The organism is Arthrobacter sp. TWP1-1 (assembly GCF_049897845.1).
Taxonomy (GTDB): domain Bacteria; phylum Actinomycetota; class Actinomycetes; order Actinomycetales; family Micrococcaceae; genus Specibacter.
In genome coordinates this window covers 72,685-95,439 of the sequence record NZ_JAFCXC010000001.1, presented here as the reverse complement: position 1 = coordinate 95,439, position 22,755 = coordinate 72,685, and the positions used below count along the sequence as shown (strand labels likewise).

Annotated in this window: 22 protein-coding genes; 2 read left to right on the top strand and 20 right to left on the bottom strand. The window is 62.0% G+C overall.

The features are described 5' to 3' along the window. Positions 1-62 precede the first annotated feature (62 nt). Positions 63-1,493 carry a gamma-aminobutyraldehyde dehydrogenase gene (locus ACP7B9_RS00495; protein WP_425860710.1) on the bottom strand — a complete coding sequence of 477 codons (1,431 nt, stop codon included), beginning with the start codon at positions 1,491-1,493 and terminating at the stop codon, positions 63-65. A gap of 142 nt (positions 1,494-1,635) precedes the next feature. Between ACP7B9_RS00495 and ACP7B9_RS00490 the strand changes: the two genes are divergently transcribed. Then, complete coding sequence (locus tag ACP7B9_RS00490; protein ID WP_425859785.1) at positions 1,636-3,084, top strand: PucR family transcriptional regulator; 1,449 nt, start codon at positions 1,636-1,638, stop codon at positions 3,082-3,084. 73 nt (positions 3,085-3,157) lie between these two features. Here the strand turns inward: ACP7B9_RS00490 and ACP7B9_RS00485 are convergent, their stop codons facing one another. The 9 genes from ACP7B9_RS00485 to ACP7B9_RS00445 form a co-directional block, all read right to left on the bottom strand. Then, positions 3,158-3,754: a hypothetical protein gene (locus tag ACP7B9_RS00485; RefSeq protein ID WP_425859783.1), complete on the bottom strand. Its 597-nt coding sequence runs from the start codon at positions 3,752-3,754 to the stop codon at positions 3,158-3,160. A gap of 100 nt (positions 3,755-3,854) precedes the next feature. Beyond that, positions 3,855-4,913: a hypothetical protein gene (locus ACP7B9_RS00480; RefSeq protein ID WP_425859781.1), complete on the bottom strand. Its 1,059-nt coding sequence runs from the start codon at positions 4,911-4,913 to the stop codon at positions 3,855-3,857. A gap of 366 nt (positions 4,914-5,279) precedes the next feature. Beyond that, a complete protein-coding gene (locus tag ACP7B9_RS00475; RefSeq protein ID WP_425859779.1) occupies positions 5,280-6,740 on the bottom strand; it encodes an FAD-dependent oxidoreductase in 1,461 nt (486 codons plus the stop codon). 31 nt (positions 6,741-6,771) lie between these two features. After that, positions 6,772-8,022 (bottom strand): uroporphyrinogen-III C-methyltransferase, encoded by a 1,251-nt coding sequence (cobA, locus tag ACP7B9_RS00470; protein WP_425859777.1) that lies wholly within the window; start codon positions 8,020-8,022, stop codon positions 6,772-6,774. Between the two features lie 92 nt (positions 8,023-8,114). Further along, entirely contained in the window at positions 8,115-9,011 is an 897-nt protein-coding gene (locus ACP7B9_RS00465) for an ABC transporter permease (protein WP_425859775.1), read from the bottom strand. After that, complete coding sequence (locus tag ACP7B9_RS00460; RefSeq protein ID WP_425859774.1) at positions 9,004-9,795, bottom strand: ABC transporter ATP-binding protein; 792 nt, start codon at positions 9,793-9,795, stop codon at positions 9,004-9,006. Before ACP7B9_RS00460 ends, ACP7B9_RS00465 begins: the two co-directional genes overlap by 8 nt. Next, entirely contained in the window at positions 9,792-9,944 is a 153-nt protein-coding gene (locus ACP7B9_RS00455; protein WP_425859772.1) for a hypothetical protein, read from the bottom strand. Before ACP7B9_RS00455 ends, ACP7B9_RS00460 begins: the two co-directional genes overlap by 4 nt. A gap of 87 nt (positions 9,945-10,031) precedes the next feature. After that, positions 10,032-11,174: an ABC transporter substrate-binding protein gene (locus tag ACP7B9_RS00450; protein ID WP_425859771.1), complete on the bottom strand. Its 1,143-nt coding sequence runs from the start codon at positions 11,172-11,174 to the stop codon at positions 10,032-10,034. Positions 11,175-11,262: 88 nt separating this feature from the next. Then, on the bottom strand, positions 11,263-12,063 hold the full coding sequence (locus ACP7B9_RS00445) for a helix-turn-helix domain-containing protein (RefSeq protein ID WP_425859769.1): 801 nt from the start codon (positions 12,061-12,063) through the stop codon (positions 11,263-11,265). Between the two features lie 72 nt (positions 12,064-12,135). Here ACP7B9_RS00445 and ACP7B9_RS00440 point away from each other — a divergent pair, with 72 nt between their 5' ends. Next, complete coding sequence (locus tag ACP7B9_RS00440) at positions 12,136-12,642, top strand: VOC family protein (protein WP_425859767.1); 507 nt, start codon at positions 12,136-12,138, stop codon at positions 12,640-12,642. An 11-nt stretch (positions 12,643-12,653) separates the two neighbouring features. Here ACP7B9_RS00440 and ACP7B9_RS00435 read toward each other — a convergent pair whose 3' ends face one another. The 10 genes from ACP7B9_RS00435 to ACP7B9_RS00390 all read right to left on the bottom strand — a co-directional run bounded on the left by ACP7B9_RS00435 (position 12,654) and on the right by ACP7B9_RS00390 (position 22,755). Next, a complete protein-coding gene (locus tag ACP7B9_RS00435; RefSeq protein ID WP_425859765.1) occupies positions 12,654-13,673 on the bottom strand; it encodes a GTP pyrophosphokinase in 1,020 nt (339 codons plus the stop codon). 154 nt (positions 13,674-13,827) lie between these two features. Continuing rightward, a complete protein-coding gene (locus ACP7B9_RS00430) occupies positions 13,828-14,595 on the bottom strand; it encodes an NUDIX hydrolase (protein ID WP_425859763.1) in 768 nt (255 codons plus the stop codon). Then, positions 14,592-15,695, bottom strand: coding sequence for an AAA family ATPase (locus ACP7B9_RS00425; protein WP_425859761.1), 1,104 nt, complete (start codon positions 15,693-15,695; stop codon positions 14,592-14,594). The genes ACP7B9_RS00430 and ACP7B9_RS00425 overlap by 4 nt, the downstream gene beginning before the upstream one ends. 2 nt (positions 15,696-15,697) lie before the next feature. Next, a complete protein-coding gene (gene pnuC, locus ACP7B9_RS00420) occupies positions 15,698-16,348 on the bottom strand; it encodes a nicotinamide riboside transporter PnuC (protein WP_425859759.1) in 651 nt (216 codons plus the stop codon). Positions 16,349-16,444: 96 nt separating this feature from the next. Continuing rightward, on the bottom strand, positions 16,445-16,885 hold the full coding sequence (locus ACP7B9_RS00415; protein WP_425859758.1) for a VOC family protein: 441 nt from the start codon (positions 16,883-16,885) through the stop codon (positions 16,445-16,447). A 189-nt stretch (positions 16,886-17,074) separates the two neighbouring features. Further along, positions 17,075-18,466, bottom strand: coding sequence for a sulfate adenylyltransferase subunit 1 (locus tag ACP7B9_RS00410; RefSeq protein ID WP_425859757.1), 1,392 nt, complete (start codon positions 18,464-18,466; stop codon positions 17,075-17,077). Next, the gene (gene cysD, locus ACP7B9_RS00405; protein ID WP_425859755.1) at positions 18,466-19,431 is read right to left on the bottom strand and encodes a sulfate adenylyltransferase subunit CysD; all 966 of its coding nucleotides are present in this window, start codon (positions 19,429-19,431) and stop codon (positions 18,466-18,468) included. The genes ACP7B9_RS00410 and cysD overlap by 1 nt, the downstream gene beginning before the upstream one ends. Continuing rightward, entirely contained in the window at positions 19,428-20,144 is a 717-nt protein-coding gene (locus ACP7B9_RS00400) for a phosphoadenylyl-sulfate reductase (protein WP_425859754.1), read from the bottom strand. The genes cysD and ACP7B9_RS00400 overlap by 4 nt, the downstream gene beginning before the upstream one ends. Beyond that, positions 20,141-21,916, bottom strand: a complete 1,776-nt coding sequence (locus ACP7B9_RS00395) for a nitrite/sulfite reductase (protein ID WP_425859752.1) — start codon at positions 21,914-21,916, stop codon at positions 20,141-20,143. The genes ACP7B9_RS00400 and ACP7B9_RS00395 overlap by 4 nt, the downstream gene beginning before the upstream one ends. 128 nt (positions 21,917-22,044) lie before the next feature. Next, positions 22,045-22,755, bottom strand: a complete 711-nt coding sequence (locus tag ACP7B9_RS00390; protein WP_425859750.1) for a sirohydrochlorin chelatase — start codon at positions 22,753-22,755, stop codon at positions 22,045-22,047.

Here is a 22,755-nt window from a genome sequence, read left to right as displayed (position 1 = left end):
CAAAATGGCGAAAATGGGGTAATTCTCGGCGGTTATTGCACCGCCGTACAGCCGTGGTGGAGCTACGCGTCCAGGTTGCTCATGACGTGCTTGATCCGCGTGTAGTCCTCGACGCCGTACATGGACAGGTCCTTGCCGTAGCCCGACTGTTTGAAGCCACCGTGAGGCATTTCGGCCGTGAGCATGATGTGGGTATTGATCCACACGGCCCCAAAGTCCAGGTCTCGGGAGACGCGCATTGCTACGCCGTGATTGGACGTCCAGACACTGGAGGCCAGTGCATAGTCAACGTCGTTGGCCAGCTCGACAGCTTCTTCTTCAGTCTTGAAGGTCTGCACCGTGATCACCGGGCCGAACGTTTCCTGCTGGACGATGTCATCGCTTTGCTTGACGCCGTCAACCACTGTCGGCTCGAAGAAGAAGCCCTTCTCACCCACACGCTTGCCTCCGGTGACAATGGTTGCGTAATCGGGGATGTTCTCCACCACCTTGACCACGTCATTGAAATGGTTCACGTTGTTCAGCGGTCCAAAGTAGTTCTTGGATTCATCCGGGTTACCCGTCTCCAGGCCCGTGGCAGCTGCGGCCAGAGCGCTGACGAACTCGTCGTGAGCGGATTCCTCAACCAGCACCCGGGTGATGGCCGTGCAGTCCTGGCCGGCATTGAAGAAGGAGTACTCGGCAATTTCCTGGGCCGTCTTTCCAATATTCGCATCAGCAAAGACAAGGGCAGGAGCCTTACCACCCAATTCAAGGTGTGCGCGCTTGAGGCCCTTGGCGGCACCCGTGGCCACGGCAATTCCGGCCCGTACCGATCCCGTAATGGACACCATGGCGGGCGTTTTGTGATCGACCATGGCGGCACCGGTGCCGCCATTGCCCAAAACAAAGTTCAGCACACCGGCAGGCACGATGTCCTTGGCGATGTCGGCAAAGACAAGCGTGCTCTCGGGTGTGGTGTCGCTCGGCTTGAGTACCACGGTGTTGCCAGCGGCAAGGGCCGGGCCAATCTTCCAGATCAGCATGAGGAAGGGGTAGTTCCACGGGGTTACCTGGGCGATGACGCCCACGGGTTCGCGGCGCACATAAGAGGTGAAGTTCTCCATGTACTCCCCAGCGGAGCGACCCTCCAACAAGCGGGCGGCACCAGCGAAGAAGCGGAGTTGATCGGCACCGGCGGCCACCTCCTCAGCGGCGATCATGGCCTTGACCTGTCCGGTATTGCGGTGCTGAGCCTCAACCAACTCGCTGCTGCGGGCCTCGATGGCATCGGCAAGTTGAAGCAAAACACTTTGGCGCTTCCCCGGCGTTGCATGCTTCCAGGACTTGAACGCCGTTGCCGCCGCTGTCATTGCAGCGTCAACATCGGCTTGACTGGAGATAGGCGCCTTGGCCACGATCTCGCCCGTGCTCGGATTGACGATATCCAAGGATTCGGTTCCGGTGACGGCGACGAATTCTCCGTTGATGAAGTTCTGCAAGGTCAGGACCACGGTGTTCAACCTCTTAAGTTTGAAGTGAGTGATGCGGATTACGTACCGCTTATGCGAAAGCCTAGGCCAGCAACAACACAACCATGAATAGCCAAGTGCACCACGGGCGCTCCTCTGCGTAGTGCGTTTGTATAGTTGATACATGGCACTTTCCTTGGCAGACCTTTTGGCCGTTCCCACCTTGCGACTTAAGAACATGGGATCGACCCGCTCGCCCCTGTCGGCGGCCATTGATTGGGTGGCCGTGACCGAATTGGAAAATCCGCAGTCGTTCCTCAGTGGCGGCGAGCTGGTCCTCACTACGGGAGCACGCCAAGGCACCGCCGACGCGCAGCGGTCCTTTGTGCGCCAGATCAAGCGGGCGGGCGCCGTCGGAATTGGTTTTGGCATTGGCTTTGAGCACGACTCTGTCCCATCGGCACTCCTCGCCGAGGCCAACCGCTGGTCCGTTCCCGTGGTGGAGGTCCCCTACAGCACCCCTTTCATTGCTATCGGAAAACTCGTTGCCGATGCCCGTTCATCGGACCATTACACCAAGCTTGAGCGTCTTCTGCGGGAGCACCAGGTGCTGGCCAGGACGCTGTTGACCGGCGGCGGATTGCCTGCGTTGCTTCAGAAGCTCTCCGCCATGGTGGCCGCCAATTTGGTCATCACCCAGTACGGCGGTGAGGTTGCCGCCACCGCCACAGGTACAACCCCGGACGACGGCGCGTGGCATGCAGTTGCGCTGTCCACCGGTAAGCGCGATGCAAGCACCTTGTGGCTGTGCAAACCATTCCACGATGACGGGATTGTCGATTACGCCCGCGGACTCATCAGCATTGAGTTGAACAACTTGGTGCAGCGGCGTCAAAGCGCCCGTCAGATTGCCGGCCAGGCCATTGCCGACATTGTTCGGGGAACACTCAATGCCGCAGATTCAGCGGCACGCCTCGAAAACTTGGGCATCTCACCGGCTGCGAAAAACTTTGTCCTTCTAGTCAGCGTGGAAGAAGGCAAGTTTGCGACTCTTTCAACCATTACGCTGCCCACCGGACTTGAGAGTGCGGTTGCTGCCACGATTAGTTCCGAGGGCAGGCAGGAACTACTGCTGGTTGTTCCCACCCAGGCAGGTGACCCCGCCGTTCTCGGCAGGGACTTGAGCCACCAGATGCATAATGTTGGCATCACCGCTCCCGTAGGCATTGGCGGCGCCTATACCCAGGCGAACGGTTTGCGATGGAGTTATTTTGAGGCTCGGGAGGCCATCACCCGCGGCCTGGAAGTCAATGTCCCGGAGCGATTGAGCCTTACTTCCCTTCTCTTAGCCAGCGGCGATGTTCCGATGGCCGATATGGCAGCTGAAGCATTGGGCCCGCTTACTGCCTTCGATGACGCTCACGGCGCCGAACTCGTCGACACCTTGGAGACATATCTCCGACTCAATGGTTCCGTGGCAGCCGTGGCGGAGGCCTTGGCCCTGCACCGGAATACCGTCCGTTACAGGCTCACCCAGATTGCCGAGCTCACGGGATATGACCCCGCGTTGACGCCCGACCGCGTTCAATTGTGGCTGGCCCTTGCCGTCCGGCGGTTGTCGCCGCAGTCCTGACCAGCATTCCGTCCCCGTGTTCCCATGGATTCCGAATCGCTGGTTCAGGACGACGGCGCCAACCCCTACGTACCTATGACCCGCCGCGGAACCTGCGCAAGATCAAGGTCATTGCGATTCCTGCGACAATGGCCCGCATGGCCGAGTAGGTTGGCCACCAGCCACTTCCGGTAGGTACCAGTTGGGTCGGCGCTGCGGCACCCACGGACTGAATCCCCGAACCCAGTGTCTGCGCGACCGAGTAGGTCGGCCACCAGCCACTTCCGGTAGGTACCAGTTGGGCCGGAGCTGCGGCACCCGAAGCCGGAACGGCCGAGTAGGTTGGCCACCAGCCGCTTCCGGCAAGTACCAAGTTGGCCGGCACTGCGGCACCCAAAGCCTGATTTCCCGAACTCAGTGTCGGCTCGGCCGAGTAAGTTGGCCACCAGCCACTTCCGACAAGTGCCAGTTGGGCCGACTCTGCGGCACCCAAAGCCTGATTTCCCGAACTCAGTGTCGGCACGCTGGCGGCGGGAACAACCGAGTGAGTGGAAGCGCTTTGCACAACAGCGAGAGAATAGCTGGCGCCTGCGCTGGACTGATCTGCGGCATTGGCCGCACCTGCGCCGAGGGCGAGAAGCCCGCTGGCAAAGACCGCTGCACAGAGCGATCGCCGAATAACAACATGCATGATGTCCAACTCCTGACAAATATTTTTTGGCCTTGGTTGCGAATGCATCACAAGGAAATACCGCGTGGCCCGCCCGGATATTGGGAAGGCGGACGGTCATCTAGTCAGGTGATGATCCGGGGTCGGAGGGCATGGAAGCAGGCAGAGGCCAACCGGCGCTGGATATCGCCGTGCGCTCAGCCGCAAAATTCAACGATGTTGAGAAGTTTTCGTTGGCAGCAGTTCCCGAGGATCCGCCTGAACCAGTACAGGAGGGCGCTGAACCCACATTGGAAACCACCGCAGGGGCGCACGGCCCCACCGTTTGTCCCGCCTTTGAACTGCACGCTGCGTCATGTGTACTGCTGCCAGGTGAACCGGCTCCGGACAGTGCTGGTACATCTACTGCCCAGAAGCCCACGGGGATCCGTTCAGCAGCGTCCAACCCGTTAGCAGGGATTCTGTGGGCCACAGCCACCGGCGTCCGGGTTGCTGTTTCTGGCCCGGACTGTGTGGCGCTTGTGGCTGATGCGAGGGACGCTGGCATTGCCGGGAGGCTGGGAGTGCATGGCACTTCCCCGGTGACACTAGGAATGTCGGGCGGGACCACGCCGGGCACTTCAGGAACTACGGGAATTACGGGAACAGCACGGGGGAGCTCAGGCAGCGCCGGTACAACGGGTTCGACCAAGCCACCAACTCCGCCAGCGACTCCCCCAACAACACTGTCCACAACGGGATTTACGACTGCAGGCACCGGATCAATAGCGGGGGTCACAAGCTGCACCACTGGGGCCACCACCTGTCCCACGGTTTCAAGCACCGGTGCAGTCACTGCATCAACGGCCTCTACCACCGTCAGCACGATCACCGGCGGAGCAATCACTGCCGTCACTATCGGGACGGCGGCTGTACCAACCGGAGCAATCACGGGACCGACAATCGGCACGGCCTCGACGACTGGCACCTGACTCACGGTCTTGTCCACGACATTTTCGACAGGGCTCAGAATGCCTGAAAGCAGGCCGGATCCCGTTGCAGGGGTCGGTTCCGTTGCGGCCGACGCCCGTGCGGAGTCCACGATCATCAGGGCGGCAACGACAAACGCAACTCCGAGCGCGATCCGCACAGCAAGCATCAAGGAACTGTTCAGGAGCAATGACTTTGTGTCACCACGCACCCCAACACCCCAGACCTTTTGTTTGAGACCAGCACAAGTATCTGTTCCAACCTTACGACCGCCAACGGCGAACATCCATAGGCGGGAATCAAATCCGCCTACGTTACCTTGCCGCCCTTCAACTTAGACATCAAACATCTAGCTATTAAGTAGACGCCCGGACACCGCAAGTCACACCCGTCCCTCAAACCGAACAACTGCCTCAGCGAACAAAGCGGCGACCAGGGCGTGGGCTGCCTACAAGAAGGTCATGAAGACCTTCTTGCAGGCATTGAGGCCCACGACCCGGACGCCGCGATGGAAACGGTCAGAACGAACCTGACGTTTTGAAGCATTCTTGGTCTCGACAAGCTCGACCAGCGAGCACTAGCTGGCTACTGAGGCACCGCGGGAAACGTTGACCATGTCTTCGCGGGGCACGACCTTGATGCGTTCGCGCTGGACCGGGCCGGTCTCGGACGCTGCTGCACCCAAGGCCTTCTCGTGGGCGTCAAGTTCAAGCCAGCCTTCCCACGAGGTGAATTCCACGCCGCGGGAATCGAGCAGCTCAATCACTGCCGCAGGGGAAGCTTCGGCAGCCAAGGGCAACTGATCGCGGTCGGCAAGGAGATGCGTGATGGTCTCCAGGGCGTCGCCCTTGGTGTGGCCAATGAGGCCAACAGGCCCACGCTTGATCCAACCCGTTGCATAGATGCCCGGCACGTGGGTGCCGTCGGCACCCAACACACGTCCGGCGTCGTTGGTAACAACACCGCGCTTGTGATCAAACTCAACGTCCGGCAGGGCCGAACCGAAGTAGCCAACGGAGCGGTACACGGCCTGGACCGGATAGTCGATGAACTCGCCGGTGCCACGCGCATTGCCCGTGCCGTCGAGTTCGGTGCGCTCAAACTTGATGCCCGTGACCTTGCCGTCCTCGCCCGTGATCTCAACGGGGTTGTGGAGGAAGTGCAGGTGCAGGCGGCGTGAGGCACCCGTGGTGGGGTCCGCGGCGTCGTCATCCTGCTCAACGAGCCAGTTGGTGAGCGTGTTGACCATGGTCTTGACCTGGTTGTTGGTCTTCACGGCAACATCAGAGGCCTCGTCAAAGTCGAAGTCCTCCTCGTAAAGCACGATGTCGACATCCTTGGAGTGGCTCAGCTCGCGCAGCTCCATGGGCGTGAACTTCACCTGGGCGGGGCCGCGACGGCCGAAGATGTGCACGTCCGTGACGGGCGATTCCTTCAGCCCGGCGTAGACGTTCTCCGGGATCTCGGTGATGAGCAGGTCATCGGCATGCTTGGACAGCACGCGGGCAACATCCAGGGCAACGTTGCCGTTACCGATCACGGCGATTTCCTTCGCGTTCAGCGGCCATTCGCGGGAAACATCGGGGTGACCGTCGTACCAGGACACAAAGTCAGCACCGCCGTAGGATCCGTCCAACTCGATACCCGGGATGTTCAGGTCCGCGTCCTTGATGGCTCCGGTAGCAAAAATAACGGCATCGTAGTGCTTCTGCAGGTCCTCAATGGAGAGATCCGTGCCGTATTCGACGTTGCCGAAGAAGCGGATGTCGCCACGGTCCAGCACCTTGTACAGGGCGTTGACGATGCCCTTGATGCGCGGGTGATCGGGGGCAACTCCGTAGCGGATCAGGCCGTAGGGTGCCGGGTAGCGGTCAAAAAGGTCAATGCTGACGACCAAACCATCACGCACTTCGGCGCTCTTGGTAATCATGTCCGCCGCGTAGACGCCGGCCGGGCCGGAACCAATGACGGCGATGCGCAGCGGACGCTCCTGCGTTCCGGGCGCTACTGAAGTGCTTGATGACACGGCTGTGCTCATTTCTGTATGTTCAAAGGGCTTATGCATAAGTCTAAGAGAGAGAACTGAAAGTTTCCCGCGTGCCGTAATTGGCGGTGGCCAATTCCGGCGGTGCCAGCGGGCTGACGCGCACCACATCACCGACGACGACGACTGCCGGGTTGCGTACCTGACCGGCCTGGGCGAGGGCCACGATGGTGCCAAGCGTTCCAATGGTGACGCGTTGGTCCTTCGAGTAGCCGTTTTCGATGATGGCCACGGGGCAATCTTTTCCACGGCCGGCCGCCTCAAGGATCGGCATGGAACGGTTCAGCGTTCCCACCCCCATGAGCAGAATCACTGTGTGATCGCTGCCGGACGGGACGTTTTCAAGTTCCTCGTGGCCGCTGATCATGGTGAAAGCCTTGGCCAGTCCGCGGTGCGTGACAGGGATGCCAGCGGCCGCCGGAACACTGACGGCGCTGGTGACACCCGGGACAACTTCCACGTCCACACCGTTTTCGCGGCAGGCAATGGCTTCCTCGCCGCCGCGACCCAACACGTACGGGTCGCCACCTTTGAGGCGCACCACCCGTTTTCCGGCCAGGGCCTCCCGGACCAGGATGGCGTTGATTTCAACTTGGGGAACCGGGTGGTGTCCCGGAGTCTTGCCAACTTCGATGATCTCTACGTGCTTGCCCAACGTTTCCAGGAGGCCTCGGGGGCCAAGCCTGTCGGCCACAACCACATCGGCCTCGGCCAGGAGCCTGCGGCCGCGGACGGTGATGAGGTCTTCGGCACCAGGACCACCACCGACCAGGGCAACCCGGCCGCCTGAGGCGGTTCGGTAACGGGCCAACGGCAGGTCACCGCTTTCCAGCGCAGCGGCGATGGCGTTGCGGATGGCCACTGCGCGCAGCGGGTCTCCCCCGGCATTGACGGCAACCTTGATGTCCTCAACAGTTGCCACGGCCGGCGTCCACGCGGCCGATTCCTCGGCATCCGAATGGTTCACGCACCAGGTTCGGTGAGATTCGGCATCGGCGGCCACCAGGGCGTCCACCGCAGAATTCTTGCTGGCCGCAACGGCGTACCAGGCACCAACCATGTCGGCGCTTTCGTAACCACGGGCATGCCAAGTGAGCAGACCGGCGTCGGCGAGCTCCCTGGCCGGGGCGCAGAGAACCGGGGCCACGAGCGTGACCTGAGCTCCGGCGTCGAGCAATGCCTTAGCCCGACGGGCCGCAACCGTGCCACCGCCCACAACAAGGACGGGGCGGCCAAGGAGCCGCAGGGAGGTTGGGTAAAGATCCACAATTGCCATGAAATAAAACCTTAGAGAAGCGCAATATAAGGAAACAAGAGACGCGTTACACCACTTCACGTGGCGTCACGGGGCGAAATATTGGAGGCGGGCTAGCGGGTGCTGCCAACCAGCAATCCGCGTCGGCGCAGCAGGCGCTTTTCCACGGGTGCAAACACCAGCAGTTCCACGGCGATGCCAACGAACAAGATGACAAGGATGGCCGACATGACGATCCCCATGTCCGAGAGTTGACGCCCCTGTTCCAGCAGCGAACCCAAACCGAAGCCAAGAGAGCCGCCCATGGCGATGATCTCCGCGGCCATGAGGGAACGCCACGAGAACGCCCAGCCCTGCTTGAGCCCGCCAACATAACCGGGGAGCGCGGCGGGAAGCACCACGTTGATGGCCATTTCCCAGCGCGATGCGCCCAGGATCTGGCCAACGCGGCGGTACTGCGGCGGGATCTGGTCCACCCCGGCGATGAGGCCGTTGATGATGGACGGGATGGCGCCCATGAACATCACGAAGTACACCGTGGCGTCGGTGAGGCCGAACCAGATGATGGCCGCCGGCACCCAGGCCACGGAAGGCAGTACCTGCAGTCCCGAAATCAGCGGGCCGAAGGCGCGGCGCAAGATCCGGACCTGGGAAAGCAACAGGCCGATCGGTGTACCGACCACAATGCTGACGGCGAAGCCGATGAGGCCACGCTGCAGCGACGTCAAGACGGCTTCCTGCGCCGAACCTGCCTGCCATAGCGCCCCCAGCGATCCCAGTACATCTAGCGGGCCGGGTACTAGGTCGCGGCGGCGCAGGCCGAGCGAAACATAGAACTGCCACGCGAGCAGCAGGACGATGAATGCTGCCAGCGGCAGCAGCACGCGTGAGAAGTCGATCCGGCGGCGCTCCACGGCGTCGGACTGGAGCGAATCCAGTCCTGCCTCGAGGGAGCGCATCTCCTCGTCGGTTCCACTCTTGATCATGGGTGAGGTTACTGTCTCAGGCATGTCGGCGGATCTCCTGGCGCAATCGGCTGGTGATGTCGGAGGTGAGTTCCCCGGCCGCGGCAGCATTAGTGCGGTGCTCCTCGGAAACGTTCCACTCGGCCACAACACGTCCCGGCTTGGACGAAAGCAGCAGCACCCGTTGGCCCAAACGCACGGCTTCGCGCACATTGTGGGTTACAAAAATAATGGTCCGGCCGGTCTCTTTCCAAACTCGTTCCAGCTCGTTGTGCAAAAGGTCGCGGGTAATGGCATCGAGCGCGGCGAACGGCTCGTCCATGAGCAACAACGGCCGGTCCTGCGCCAGTGCCCTGGCCAGGGCAACGCGCTGACGCATGCCGCCGGACAGCTCGTGTGGACGCTTGTCCACCGAATGCCCAAGGTTCACCAAGTCCAACAGTTCGGTGGCCCGGACTCTGCGCTCGGCTTTGCCCACACCTCGCAGCTTGAGCGCCAGCTCAACATTCCCTCGCGCCGTGAGCCACGGAAAGAGCGATGAATCCTGAAACATGAACGCTGCACCATCCACAGGAACCTCGAGGGCGCCAACGGAGGGGACATCCAGCCCGGAGATGATGTTCAGCAACGTGGACTTCCCACAGCCTGAGGCCCCCAGCAGGGCCACGAATTCGCCCTGATGGACGGTTGCGTTCACATCGTCAAGCACCGGGGCGCCGGAGCCAAAGCTCTTGCCCAAGTTTTCAAGGACGACGACGGGTGCCCGGCTGGCGCTCTCGGCTCCTTGAGCCGTTGCGGTCGCCGCGTCTGCGGTCAGCAGCTGCGTCATGGTGTTCTCAATCCTGTTGCCGTAGTGGGTTGTTCGGCAGTGTTATCCGAGCCGGCCACGACAGCCCCCACCCCGATCAAGGCGAGGAGGACCGCAAGGACCAGAATTTCCAGACCACGCCAGCGCCGCCAGCCTCCACTTTTTTCCATATCTAAACGGTAAGGAATCCGGTTGGGCCCAATCAATGAAGCCGACGCTCGAGGTCACGCAAGTTCACGTAGCGTCACAATTGCGGTTCAGTCCAGCCCGCCCGCGGAAACCTCGGCCTGACCGTTCTTTGCCAAGACCTTGTTGAGCGGGTCGAGCTCAAAGATTCCGGACAGATTGGCCTCTGTACCAACGCCGGCAGTGACGCCATCTTGAAGCAGCTTGGGGAAGGTGGCGGCCAGCGGATCGGTCGAGAATTTCAGCTCGGTCAGGGACCTCTCGATCACCTCCGGAGCTAGGGCCTTGCCTGCCTGCGCTTTGAGGGCGGCATTGATGGCCGTTGGGGCATCTTTGGGGTGCGCATTGAGCCAGTCAATGGACTCGGCGTTGCCCGCCAGCAGCGCCTCGACGGTGTCGGGGTGTTTCTCAAGGTAGCTCTTGCTGACAATCAAAATGGTGGTGGCGAACTCGCCCTTGTCCCACAAATCGGCCTCGTTGACTAGGACCTTTGCGCCGGCCTCAATCACGAGTCGTGAGGCCCAGGGCTCGGGCAACCAGGCGCCGTCGATCTTTCCTTCTTGGAAAAGCTTCAAGGTGCTGGCGTTGTCCGTGGGATTGATGGTGACATCGCCACCGCCGCTAGGGGTGGTGGCGAAACCTTCTCCGGCAAGCCACGATCGCAGGGCCACGTCCTGGGTGCCGCCCAGCTGCGGGGTGGCCAGGACCTTGCCCTTGAGCGCAGCGGCCGTGGTGATTTCTGGTCTGACCACCAATTGCGCACCGCCACTTGTTGCACCGGCGATGATGCGGATGGACTCCCCACCGCTCTTCACGAAGGAGTTGATGGCGGGATTCGGCCCAAGGTAGGCGGCGTCGATGGCTCCGGCATTGAGCGCCTCGATGGCCGAGGGACCCGCGTTGAACACCTGCGTTTCCAGCTTCGTGTCGCCAAGACTCTTGGCAATGATGCCGTTGTTGACGCCAATCAGAGCCGGGGAATGCGTGACATTGGCGAAGTAGCCCAATTTCAAGGTCCCGGCTTCGGTGGGCGCAGCCACGGCCGAATTGTCGTTGCGGGACACCACGGAGGCTACGGCAGCACCGGAGCCGATCAGCGCGATGATGGCCACGATCGCGGCGATCTCGATGCCGCGGATCTTGCGGCGGGGCTTTTGGCCGGCCACGATGCGGGTGGTCTTGACTTCATTCGTCTCGGGCGAGTTTTCAGACATGGCTCAACCGTAGGGAAAACGACGGCGGCACTCAACGAAGCTGACTCGAAGGGTCACGGGAATTCACGCTGCGTCATAAACGGATCCGTCAGTGGCCACCGCCACTCACCGAACGCCGGTAACTGCCGGGCGTTATGCCCAGAACCTTCTGAAAATCGTTGGCCAAATGTGCCTGATCCACGTAGCCGAATTCAACAGCAATGCTTGCCAAGTCGACGTCTGGGTTCAGCCGGGTGTGTTCGGCCGCTTCCTGTAAGCGCCGCCGTCTAATCAACACAGATGGGCTTAGCCCCACATACTTTTGCGCCAGGCGTTGCAGGGTTCTCGTTGAAATTGCCAGCTGATCTGCGGCGTCCTCAATGCGCACCACGCTGGCGTTTGCCGCGATGAGTTCGGCCATGGCGTTCGCAAGCAGGGCTTCCGGTGGGACTTCCGGGATCTGTTCGGCTAGCCAAGCAGCAAACGCAGCAACGGCGTTTTCTCGTCGCGCTTCCGGAGGAGTCCCCGGTCCTTCCATGGCCTGAACGACGGCGTCCCGGAGCGCCGGCAACTCAAGCTCACGTTTGGCGTCACGCAGCTCGGCAGGAGTCCCGGCGAAGAACGGCACGGCTGCCGGTCTAAGGAGTGCACCCACGGCCCAACCCCGGCCCGTCAGGTCCTGGTGTGAGAGTCGGGTGGTGGGACCTGAGAGTTCAACCCGGTCCCGTTGGATCACCAGATTGCAGGCAGCGAAAGCGATCAACTCCTGGCGCGATGTTCGGCCCGGCTCAATGTCCCATTCCGGAATCCAAAACCATTGAACCAGGTGGTCAAGGTATGGGGGCGCGGGCAGACGGTGAAACGTAGGAAGGCTAGCGGGATACAGGATTCCCTTGAATGAGCTGGGCACCTCGCCAGTCTATGGATCATGAAGTCGTGAATCTACAATCAACTTCCGCAGCGGCTGCGTAGCCTCTATTGCATGACTACCTCACAAGAATCAGCGACCGCCGCCCACGGAAAGTTCACAACCCACGGGGTGCCCAATGGCTTCACGAGCCTTACCCCGTTCTTGACCATCCCGCGGGCTGCCGAAGCCATTGCGTTTTATCAGGAAGTGTTTGGGGCCCAGACCGTTTCGGTCACCGAGTTCGACGGCGTGGTGGTCCATGCCGAGATCGAGTTCGCCAACGGCCGCATGCAACTCGGCGAGCCAAGTCCTGCCTACCATTTGGTTCCGTCCCCGGAAGGCGATGACGATTGTTATTCGCTGGGCCTGTACTGCCCCGACGTCGATGCCGTACTTGCCCGGGCGGTCACGGCAGGTGCCACGATTCGGGAACCCGCCACAAACTTTGTCTCGGGTGACCGTTTTGCCAGCATCCGGGATCCTTTTGGTGTCCGGTGGTCCGTGATGACCCGCGTTGAGGACCTCTCGGAGGAGGCAAGTACCGCGCGCGTTGCCGAATGGGCCGCCACACAGGGGTAAGCGCGGAGGTTCTAGGCTTGGTCGCGTTCGGGGCGGAGCCGGCGCAACCGCGAGCGCAGTTTCGTTTCCCGGTTGGTGTCGCTGCCAACTTCCTTGGTGGCATCCACATAGGACTCGCCAAAGAACTTCAGCAGGAGGTCGTCGGCGATGCGGACCTGCCCCGGGGAGAACCTGTAGCCCATGACCTTAGCGACCTCGCGCGGATCGATGGCATTGAACCAGTCCTCCGCGGCGCTGACCGTTTCGATGCCATTCGCCGCCAGGACATTGACCATCCAGTCATACTGGTTGACCTTGCTGCTACGGGAGTCGGGGAAGGCGCGGGTCAGCACGCCTTGGAGGGCCCCGGCGTCGAGCATTCTAGGCTCCGGAGCCACCTCGGTGGAAGCCTCGGATTGGATGCGCTTAAGTATGTCGCTGATGTTGACGAACTGCTGGTCGGCCAGCTCAATCAGGGTGGAGGCCATGGTGAAGGCGCGGCTGATTTCCGCGTTGTCCCCGCTTGATCCCTTGAAGCGGATGTCGTGTTCAAACTCGGCCCAGGCGTGCTGGAGGACCGTGCGGATCTGCACCTCGAAGCGACGGCCAACGTGCTGGCTGCAGCCGCTGGGCGTATTCTCGGCGGGGACCTGAAGTGTCAGGTGCCGACCGGCGTAGCCGATGCCGCCGTTCTTGCGGATCATGGCCGTTTTGTCTTCATCGTCAAGGCAGGTGAATTGGCTACTGAGGGCGATGGCAACCGCCTCGATGTCGCTCTCGACAAACAGGATGACGCGCATTCCGATCAGGTCATCGAGCCGTTCCAGACCACCCGGGTACTTGAGCTCGCCATTGTCATCCAGGCGAGTCATTTTCTCAGCTGCAGATTCGGGCGTTTTAACTCGGAACTGCACGTCATGGTGGTTGAGTCCGTCATCATGAAGGCGGCCAAGAATGGTGTTGCGAATGGCTTGGGCCGCGTGTTGCAAGGCCTGTTCCTGGAATTGACCTGTGTCCACTACAAATCCCGCGTCCTCCACGGCCAAGCTCATGATGGTGTCCCCCTTGACATTGTCAGGCCGGGTGGCACACCCGTCCCTTGTTCAAATTCTCCCACCTTCGCAGGCCTTGTCCAGCCCAACGAGCACGCGTACTGTTCCGTTCCCATCGGGGGTTTCCACAGGGGTCCCGCAGGGGGTGGCAGACTTACCGCTGCGGCCGGATCCACGGCGGCGAGATCCACTCGCTGGCCACGGTGAAGAGCGACGCCGGAGCCCCCACTGCCTGCACCTTACCGCCCGTCGGGGCCAAGGCAGGACGCATCTTCCGGGTGAAATTGCCTGCTGGAAGCTCCACCTGCCACACGGCCCCGTACACATCGCGCAAAGCAGCCAGCGTAAACTCCTCCGGGACCAGACGGGTGGCAATCGTTGTATATTCCATGCGTCCAGCCAGCCGCTCCAACCCTGCCTTGAGAATATCGGCATGATCAAAGGCCAGCGTGGCCAGATCCAATTCGTGAACCGGCTGCCACGTGGCCGCGGCGGCGTCGGTGCCGGCGGCCAACACCGGCAGTTGTCCGCCGTCGCTCGCCAACACGTCGCCGCCCCAGAGGACTAGGTGCGCCACGGAGACAACCCGCATGCGCGGGTCCCTGTCCGGTTCGCTGTACGTGGCCAGCTGTTCCACGAGAACGCGGTGGTCCGCCAGGGCAAGTCCCGTCTCTTCTTCCAGTTCACGATGAGCGGCCTGCAATGCATTTTCGCCGGGTCCCACAAATCCGCCGGGCAGCGCCCAACGGCCAAGGAACGGCTGGGCGCCACGTTCAATCAGGGCCACATTGAGCACCTTGTTGATCACCGCAAACACCACGAGGTCAACTGTCAGGGCAACCGGAGGAAACGCCGCCGGGTCGTAGTCGGCAAGGAACTTCGCTTCATCACTCTGCGAGTAGTGGGAGCCGCCGGGGATCATGCCACTTCTTTCAAGATGGTGCGGCCAGCCCATTCAGGCGAGGCGAACGTTGCCTGCTGGGTGAGGATGGCATCGATGACGGCGGTGGCCGTGGCGAGGCGGCGTTCCCGACTGCCGGTGACAAGGATCCACGAATGCCCCTCCTCGGTAAGCGTCTCCTTGAACCATTCGGTCATCTCGGGACGGCGGTGTTCACCTTCGCGCCAGCCGTCGTCCTCGAAATCAACGCCGTTGTGGTCGGTCAGCAGATACACATCCCGGCGCGGCAGTTGGGCAAGAGCGGCAAACGATCCATAGCTGCCGTCCCCCAAGTAGTAGCGCTCCCAAAGTGTTGTGGCCAAGGCATCGGTATCCGCGATCACCAGCGGGGCAGCCTCCGCAGCTGCCTCCTCCAAGGCGGTTTGCCGCGCCGCAATGACGCCGAAGTCAGTATCTGTCCAGACCAGGTCATCGACAGTGGCGGCCGGGTTGCTGACCTGGAGTGCCTCGAGCTTTTCGTAGGTGTAGTACCGGCCATGTTCGGGAACATCCGCCAGCGCCGGGAACTGCTGGCGGTAGTGCTGAGTCAGTTCCTCGCTCAGTGTGGTGGTGCCGGTTGATTCGGCACCTACAACGATTACCCGCACGGCCAGTCCGCGACGTGCCGCCGGCAGCACCTGCTGCCATGCAGCCGCGAGATCCTCGCGGCACAGGGTTCCGCTGACGTTGTGCGTCAGCCGCTGCGGGTCCACGGCAACATGGACGGCTCCGAACCCGGCCGCCAGGCGGTCGCCGTAGGGTTCCGAGCTGTAGACCGCGTCGATGCTCTTCACCCCGTGAACCTTCAGGGCCAGCCGCATATTTTCCTGCTGTGCCGTCCAGATCTCGTCACTTGAATAGTCCACGGGGCAGTCATTGCGAACAGGGATGACGGTGACATTCCGCTCGGCGAATTCTTCCGCCAGCCAGTCGGCTCGCTGCTGTGCAGTGAGTGATTCAAAGCGGCTCCCCTGCACCAAGACATAAGCATTCTCGGCTCCGGCGGCGGCCGCCTCGATCAGGTGCTTGTGGCCAGCGTGCGGCGGGTAGAACTTTCCGATGACCAAGGCATTCGTGAACATACTCAGACTCCTGCCGTTGCGAGCTCGGTGTTTTTGGTGGCCCGGAGGCGGTTCCACCCAACCAGCCCGTAGACGCACAGGGCCAAGAAACCGATGTACAGAATGGCCGTCAGCGCCAGGCCGCGGCTGAAGTACAAGGGGATCGAGACAATATCGATCACAATCCACACGTACCAGTGCTCGAAGATCTTCTTGGCCTGTGCGTACGTAGCCACGAGCGATGCCGCCAGCACGAACGCATCAGGGATGGGCACCTGCGAGTCCGTGCCTGCGTGCAGCAAGTACGCGATGGCCGCCGTGGCCAGTACGACGGCGGCGACTCCCACCCCAGCTTCCGTGCGGCTTGCGCTGCGGATTGGAAGATCGTTGCTGCCGGCGCTTCCGCTGGCACCGCGCGACCACTTGATCCAGCCATAGACAGCGAGCACGGCGAAGATGATCTGCAGGAGGGTTTCGCCATAGAGACCGGCACCGAGGAACAAGGTGACGAAAGCAATGTTGTTCAGGATGCCGACAGGCCAGTTCCAGATCTTCTGCCGGGCCACACCCCACACGCATGCAGCTCCGGTCACAAATCCAATGACCTCAACCCAGCTGACCGGGTTGTTGATGAGTGTGAAAGCCGTGGCACTAAGCCAGTCCGTGATGTTCATGGCGCCCCCTCGTGAGAAGTTATTATCAACTTGATAATAACCATAACACAGGGGTCTCGCCAAGCTCGACCAGCGGCGACAGACCTGACTAGCGGATCACTCCCCCCGCTGCTCCGCCATGAACGCCTCCGGGCCCTGCTCCGCCGCTTTCGGATCCATCCATAGGATGCTGAACCAGTTGCCGTCGGGATCCTCGAAGTCGCGAGAGTACATGAAGCCCATGTCCTGGGCAGGCCGGGGCTCCTTGCCGCCGGAGGCCAGCGCCTTTTCCAGGAGGCCGTCCACGTCTTCGCGACTTTCGCGGCTGAGTGCCGTCTGTACCTGCAACGCGGTGGCCGGATCCACGATGGGCTTGTCGGTGAAGGTGGCGAAGAAGTCGTAGGTCAGCATCATGAGGTAGATACTCTCGTCGATGACAACACACGCCGCTTTTTCGTCGCTGAAATTCGGTTCGATCCGCCACCCGAGCCCCTCGAAGAACGCCTTCGAGCGATCAAGATCCTTGGTGGGCAGGTTGATGAAAACTTGAGTCGCCATGATGTTCGCTCCTGAATTGGATGTTTCCGAACCGTGAAAGTCGGATGATTCAATCGTTGCGAACCTCGTGGGATGCGTCAATGGGGTCACCTACGAAGAATGATCCCGATCCCGCTTTCGAACCCCGGGATACCGGGGTCAGAAAACGGGATCGGGATCAGGTCTCGACAGGCTCGACCAGCGGAAGAACTAGATGCTGTAGCGCTCGTCCTCGTGGTCACCGGGGTGGTCCTTGACGAGGCCCGCAGCCAAGGTGTTTCCATCCTGAGGATCGATCACCAGGAAGGCACCCGTGCGGCGGTGCAGCGCATATGTCTCGATGGGCAGCGCCGAAGCAAGTCGGATCTGGGCGGTGCCAATGTCATTCAAGTCCAGGCCTGAGGCCGGCTGCAGCTCAAAGGTTTCCAGGTCCAACTTGCCAGAAACGGCGCGGATCAGGCCCTGGACAGTCTTGCTGCCGTGCTTGATCAGCACCTTGGCGCCCTCGCGCAGCGGCTTCGTGGAGAGCCAGCACAGCTCGGCATACAAGTCCTGGCTGACCTCGCCAAAGGTACCGGTGGCCGCGATGACATCCCCACGGGCAATGTCGATCTCATCGCTCAAGCGCAGCGACACCGATTGCGGCGCCACGGCACGCTCAAGTGAGCGTCCGGCAAAGTCGATGCCCACCACGGTGGCGGTGCGACCCGCCGGCAGAACGGTGATCGCGTCGCCCACGGAGACGGAGCCCGAGGCTACCTGCCCCGCATAGGCGCGGTAATCGCGGAAGGAGGCTCCGGCGTCGTCCGCGGCGAAAAGCTCGGGAGCCAACGCACCCTGCGGCCGAACCACGAGCTGAACCGGGAAGCGGAAGGGTTCCAGCCCGCGCTCCAGCTCATCGGTGGTGGGCAGCGTTTCCAGCAGATCCAGCAGGCTGGGACCCGTGTACCAGTCGGTGTGCGCGGATCGCTCCACCACGTTGTCACCCTCCAGCGCGGACACCGGAATCACGACAACATCGTTCAGGCCAATGCTCGCGGCAACCGCCTGAACATCCGTCTCGATGGTGCGGAAAATGTCCTCACTGAAACCGACCAGGTCGATCTTATTGACGGCAATGATGACGTTGGGAACGCGCAGCAGGCGCAACACGGACAGGTGCCGGCGCGTCTGCTCCAGAACACCCTTGCGAGCATCAATAAGTACGACGACGGCATCCGCTGTGGACGCGCCCGTCACCGTGTTCTTGGTGTACTGAATGTGCCCGGGGCAATCGGCCAGGATAAAGCTGCGGCGGTCAGTGGCGAAGTATCGGTAGGCCACATCGATCGTGATGCCCTGCTCGCGCTCGGCACGCAGGCCATCGGTCAGCAGCGCCAGGTCGATCTTCTGCGTGCTGCCGTTCTCGCCACCGAAGCCGCGATCGGCCGAGGTGCGGGAGACGGCGTCGAGCGTGTCAGCCAGGATGGCCTTGGAATCGTGGAGCAAGCGGCCCACCAGAGTGGACTTGCCGTCATCGACGGAGCCAGCCGTCGCGAAACGGAACAGGGTTGACTGCGCCAGCGGAGTCTCGACTGGCTCGAGGGAAGTAACAGTGCTCATTAGAAGTAGCCGTCTTTCTTGCGGTCTTCCATGGCTGCCTCGGAGATGCGATCATCGGCCCGGGTGGCGCCACGTTCTGTCAGGGTGGAGGCGGCAACTTCGCGGACCACGTCATGGACGGTGATCGCGTCGGAGGCTACGGCGCCGGTGCAGGACATGTCGCCCACGGTGCGGTAGCGAACCTGCTTGATAATGACTTCCTCATCGGGGCGGGGCTCCGATACAGGGCCCACGGCACGCCACATGCCGTCGCGCTCATAGACCTCGCGGTCGTGGGCGTAGTACAGGCCCGGGAGCTCGATGTTTTCGCGGGCAATGTAGCGCCAGATATCCAGCTCGGTCCAGTTGCTGATGGGGAACGCCCGCACATGCTGGCCCACGGTGTAACGGCCGTTGTAAAGATTCCACAGCTCAGGGCGCTGATTGCGCGGATCCCACTGGCCAAACTCGTCGCGCAGGGACAGGATGCGCTCTTTAGCGCGGGCCTTATCCTCGTCACGACGGCCGCCACCGAAAACGGCGTCGAACTTGTTCTTGGCGATAGCATCCAGCAACGGCACCGTCTGCAGCGGGTTGCGGGTGCCGTCGGCACGCTCGGCCAGCTCGCCGGAATCGATGAATTCCTGCACGGAACCAACCTCGAGGCGCAGGCCCAACCGCTCAACCGTACGGTCGCGGAACTCGATGACCTCGGGGAAGTTGTGGCCCGTGTCCACGTGCAGCACGGGGAAGGGAACCTTGCCGGGCCAGAAGGCCTTCGTGGCGAGGTGCAGCATAACCACGGAGTCCTTGCCGCCGGAGAACAGCAGCGCGGGGCGCTCAAACTCGGCAACCACTTCACGGATGATGTGAATGGCTTCGGATTCGAGCAGGTCCAGCGAGTTCAGGGTCTCGACGGTCTCGACATTCTCAACAGGGGTCTCGACAGGCTCGACCAACGGGGTGTCAGTAATTTGGGTGCTCATACGTGTAGTCCGCATTCTGTCTTGGAGGTTCCGGCCCAGCGTCCGGACCTGGGGTCGGCGCCGGGGGCCACTTTGTTCGTGCAGGGTGCGCAGCCGATGGACGGGTAGCCCTGGCTCAACAATGGGTTGATGGGCAGGAGATTGTCATCGGAGTAGCTAATGAGCTCCTCGTACGTCCAGGTGGCCACGGGGTTGACCTTGACCAGGCCGTTCTTTTCATCCCACACCACCAGCGGTGTGTCGGTGCGTGTGGGCGCCTCGTCGCGGCGAACTCCGGTGAACCAGAGCTCGTACCCGGAGAGTGAACGGCTCAGCGGTTCAACCTTGCGCAGCGCACAGCACTGGGCTGGATCGCTCGCAAAAAGGTTCTTGCCCAGCAACGAATCTTGTTCCGCCACCGTTTTCAGCGGCAGCACGTCAACAATATTCACGCGCAGGTTCTCGGCTACGGCGTCACGCGTCGTGTAGGTTTCCGGGAAGTGGTAGCCCGTGTCCAGGAACAGCACGTCCACGCCGGGCAGTTGATCGGCAACCAGCGCCGGCAGCACGGCGTCGGCCATGGAACAGGCGACGGCGGCCGCACCGGTTGCGAAGTTTCGCGCTACCCAGGCGATGACCTCCTGCGCTGACGCATCCCAGGCGAGCTCGGCGGCGCCAGCTTCGGCGATGACCTTCAGTTCCTCGTGCGAGCGCAGTGTTGTGGTTGTTGTCATTTCAGCAACTCCTCATCGGCGCGGTGGGCAAATTCTGCAAAGGTCTCGTCTGGAAGACGCAAGCCTACGTACTGACGAACAACGCGCTCCACATAGTCGGGCAGCTCGGATGCGGTGACCTTCAAGCCGCGGATGGTGCGGCCAAGGCCAGCCTCAACCCGGTTGTCTGTCGCCAGCCCGCCGCCCAGGTGAACCTGGAAGCCGGGGGCGGTGCCGCCGTCGTCCGTGGGAAGCATCATGCCCTTGAGGCCAATGTCCGCGGTCTGGATGCGGGCGCAGGAGTTGGGGCAGCCGTTGATGTTCAACGCGATCGGCTCGGTGAGAACTTTCGTGTCCACAAGATCGGCCAGACGCGTTTCCAGCTCGGTGATGGTCGTTGCGGCGGTGTCCTTGGTATTGACGAGTGCCAGCTTGCAGTACTCGATGCCGGTGCAGGCGATCGTGGAACGGCGGAACAGTGACGGGCGGGCGGACAGGCCAAGCCCGTCCAACACGGCAATGAGCGGCTCCACCTGTTCCTTGGGCACGTCAAGAATGACGAGCTTCTGGTGCGGTGTGGTGCGCAGACGGAAGGAACCGTGGGCCTCAAGGGCATCGGCCAGTGAGGTCAAGATGCTTCCCGAAACACGGCCAACCGTTGGCGTCACACCGATGAAGAAGTTGCCGTCCTTTTGCTCGTGGACACCAATGTGATCACCCGGTGACGTTGGCTTGGGTGCGGGATCGCCGTCGGGCAGCTTATGACCGAGGTACTCATCCTCAAGGATCTGGCGGAACTTGGCCGTTCCCCAGTCGGCCAGCAGGAACTTCAGGCGGGCCTTGGTGCGCATGCGGCGGTAACCGTAGTCGCGGAAGATGCTCGTGACGCCCAGCCAAACTTCGGCGGCAACCTCGGGCGAAACGAACACGCCAAGACGCTCGGCCAGTCGCGGATTGGTGGACAGTCCGCCACCCACCCACAGGTCGTAGCCAACACCGAGTTCGGGGTGGACGACGCCGACCAGGGCGAAGTCGTTGATCTCATGCACCACGTCCTGGGACGGGTGGCCGGTGATGGCCGTCTTAAATTTGCGTGGCAGATTGGCCAGCTCGGGATCACCAATGAACCGGGCACTGACCTCCTTGATCAAGGGCGTGGGATCGATGATCTCATCCTTGGCGATGCCGGCCACGGGCGAGCCCAAAATAACGCGGGGCACGTCGCCGCATGCCTCGGTGGTGGACAGTCCCACGGCCTCCAGACGGTTCCAGATTTCCGGCACGTCCTCAACACGCACCCAGTGGAGCTGCACATTCTGGCGATCTGTGAGGTCCGCTGTGTCGCGGCCAAAATCGGTGGAAATCTGCCCAATGACGCGCAGTTGCTCGGTGGTCAGCGCGCCGCCGTCAATGCGGACGCGGAGCATGAAGTATTTGTCCTCGAGCTCGTGCGGCTCAAGCGTTGCGGTCTTGCCGCCGTCGATCCCCTGCTTGCGCTGGGTGTACAGCCCCCACCAGCGGAATCGGCCGTGCAGATCGGTCTTCTCGATGCTCTCGAAGCCACCATCGGCGTAGATGGTTTCAATCCGCTCGCGGACGCTCAGCCCGCCATCCGCCTGCTTCCAGGTTTCATTGGCGTTCAACGGCGTGGTGCCGTCAACCTTCCACTGGCCGTGCGGCTTGGCTGCCGGGCGTGCCCGTACTGGGCGCTTCGCCGGCGCATCTGCGGAAGCTGGCGCTGCGGCAGTTTCAGTGCCAGAGGCTGTCGCTCCGGCTAGAGCTGTCTGTGTCATATGACGAGCGTAGGTTGCGGCCACTGCATGACAAACAACAAATGAAACGCGGCTTCACCTTGGGCAACATTTCGTCATACACCCCATTTGACCCCCGGGTGTGCTTGAGTTGCCCGCCGCTAATGGGCTCAGTCGGCATTGCCCCCAGCAGCAACAGCACCGGCGGAAACGGCCCGGTCAAAATGCTCCAGCGCCAGCTCGGCCAGCAGGATGGAGGGCAACAGGGGCGCGGCAACTAGTTCTGCGCCAGCCTTTGCCAGTTGGTCATGAAAGTAGCCCGGGGCCAGCAGGTAGGAGGCAATGGCCACCCCCGCTGCGCCGTTTGCTCGCAGCGCCTCCACGGCCTCGGGCACCGATGGCCGGGCACTGGCCCCATAGGCAGCAAGGACACGTTGCGGGCGGCGGACAGCCAGATCCGCGGCCAACACTTCAATCTGCTCGGCAGCCTCGGGCCGTGACGATCCCGCGGCGGCCAGCACAATGCCCCAATCGGCGGGCAACTCCCCCACCCGCTCATCGAGCAGCTTCGCCAGCCGCGGATCCGGGCCCAGCGGTTCCGCCGCGAAGGTGTTTGGCCGGCTTGCAACAGCCTGGGCAATGTCAACCTGCACGTGGAACCCCACCGTCAGCAGCAGCGGGACAACCACGGCTTGGACGCCGGGAGCCAGCCCGGCCACCACGTCCGGAAGGGCCGGTTCCTGCACGTCAACATAAGCTTCCAGCACGGAAAGTCCTGGGCGCAGGGCGGCAATGTCCGCTCTGAGCTGGTTGATGCATTCCTGACCCTCGGCGTTGTTGGTGCCGTGGGAGCAGGCAATCATGACTTTTTCTTGCCCCAT

What these genes read in the sequence shown, in the direction of transcription:
- ACP7B9_RS00450 (WP_425859771.1), bottom strand. Translation starts at nt 11,174, where the DNA reads ATGTCTGAAAACTCGCCCGAGACGAATGAAGTCAAGACCACCCGCATC.
- cysD (WP_425859755.1), bottom strand. Translation starts at nt 19,431, where the DNA reads ATGAGCACCCAAATTACTGACACCCCGTTGGTCGAGCCTGTCGAGACC.
- ACP7B9_RS00455 (WP_425859772.1), bottom strand. Translation starts at nt 9,944, where the DNA reads ATGGAAAAAAGTGGAGGCTGGCGGCGCTGGCGTGGTCTGGAAATTCTG.
- pnuC (WP_425859759.1), bottom strand. Translation starts at nt 16,348, where the DNA reads ATGAACATCACGGACTGGCTTAGTGCCACGGCTTTCACACTCATCAAC.
- ACP7B9_RS00430 (WP_425859763.1), bottom strand. Translation starts at nt 14,595, where the DNA reads ATGATCCCCGGCGGCTCCCACTACTCGCAGAGTGATGAAGCGAAGTTC.
- ACP7B9_RS00465 (WP_425859775.1), bottom strand. Translation starts at nt 9,011, where the DNA reads ATGCCTGAGACAGTAACCTCACCCATGATCAAGAGTGGAACCGACGAG.
- ACP7B9_RS00400 (WP_425859754.1), bottom strand. Translation starts at nt 20,144, where the DNA reads ATGACAACAACCACAACACTGCGCTCGCACGAGGAACTGAAGGTCATC.
- ACP7B9_RS00415 (WP_425859758.1), bottom strand. Translation starts at nt 16,885, where the DNA reads ATGGCGACTCAAGTTTTCATCAACCTGCCCACCAAGGATCTTGATCGC.
- ACP7B9_RS00440 (WP_425859767.1), top strand. Translation starts at nt 12,136, where the DNA reads ATGACTACCTCACAAGAATCAGCGACCGCCGCCCACGGAAAGTTCACA.
- cobA (WP_425859777.1), bottom strand. Translation starts at nt 8,022, where the DNA reads ATGGCAATTGTGGATCTTTACCCAACCTCCCTGCGGCTCCTTGGCCGC.
- ACP7B9_RS00435 (WP_425859765.1), bottom strand. Translation starts at nt 13,673, where the DNA reads ATGAGCTTGGCCGTGGAGGACGCGGGATTTGTAGTGGACACAGGTCAA.
- ACP7B9_RS00425 (WP_425859761.1), bottom strand. Translation starts at nt 15,695, where the DNA reads ATGTTCACGAATGCCTTGGTCATCGGAAAGTTCTACCCGCCGCACGCT.
- ACP7B9_RS00460 (WP_425859774.1), bottom strand. Translation starts at nt 9,795, where the DNA reads ATGACGCAGCTGCTGACCGCAGACGCGGCGACCGCAACGGCTCAAGGA.
- ACP7B9_RS00475 (WP_425859779.1), bottom strand. Translation starts at nt 6,740, where the DNA reads ATGAGCACAGCCGTGTCATCAAGCACTTCAGTAGCGCCCGGAACGCAG.
- ACP7B9_RS00490 (WP_425859785.1), top strand. Translation starts at nt 1,636, where the DNA reads ATGGCACTTTCCTTGGCAGACCTTTTGGCCGTTCCCACCTTGCGACTT.
- ACP7B9_RS00395 (WP_425859752.1), bottom strand. Translation starts at nt 21,916, where the DNA reads ATGACACAGACAGCTCTAGCCGGAGCGACAGCCTCTGGCACTGAAACT.
- ACP7B9_RS00485 (WP_425859783.1), bottom strand. Translation starts at nt 3,754, where the DNA reads ATGCATGTTGTTATTCGGCGATCGCTCTGTGCAGCGGTCTTTGCCAGC.
- ACP7B9_RS00390 (WP_425859750.1), bottom strand. Translation starts at nt 22,755, where the DNA reads ATGGGGCAAGAAAAAGTCATGATTGCCTGCTCCCACGGCACCAACAAC.
- ACP7B9_RS00410 (WP_425859757.1), bottom strand. Translation starts at nt 18,466, where the DNA reads ATGAGCACTGTTACTTCCCTCGAGCCAGTCGAGACTCCGCTGGCGCAG.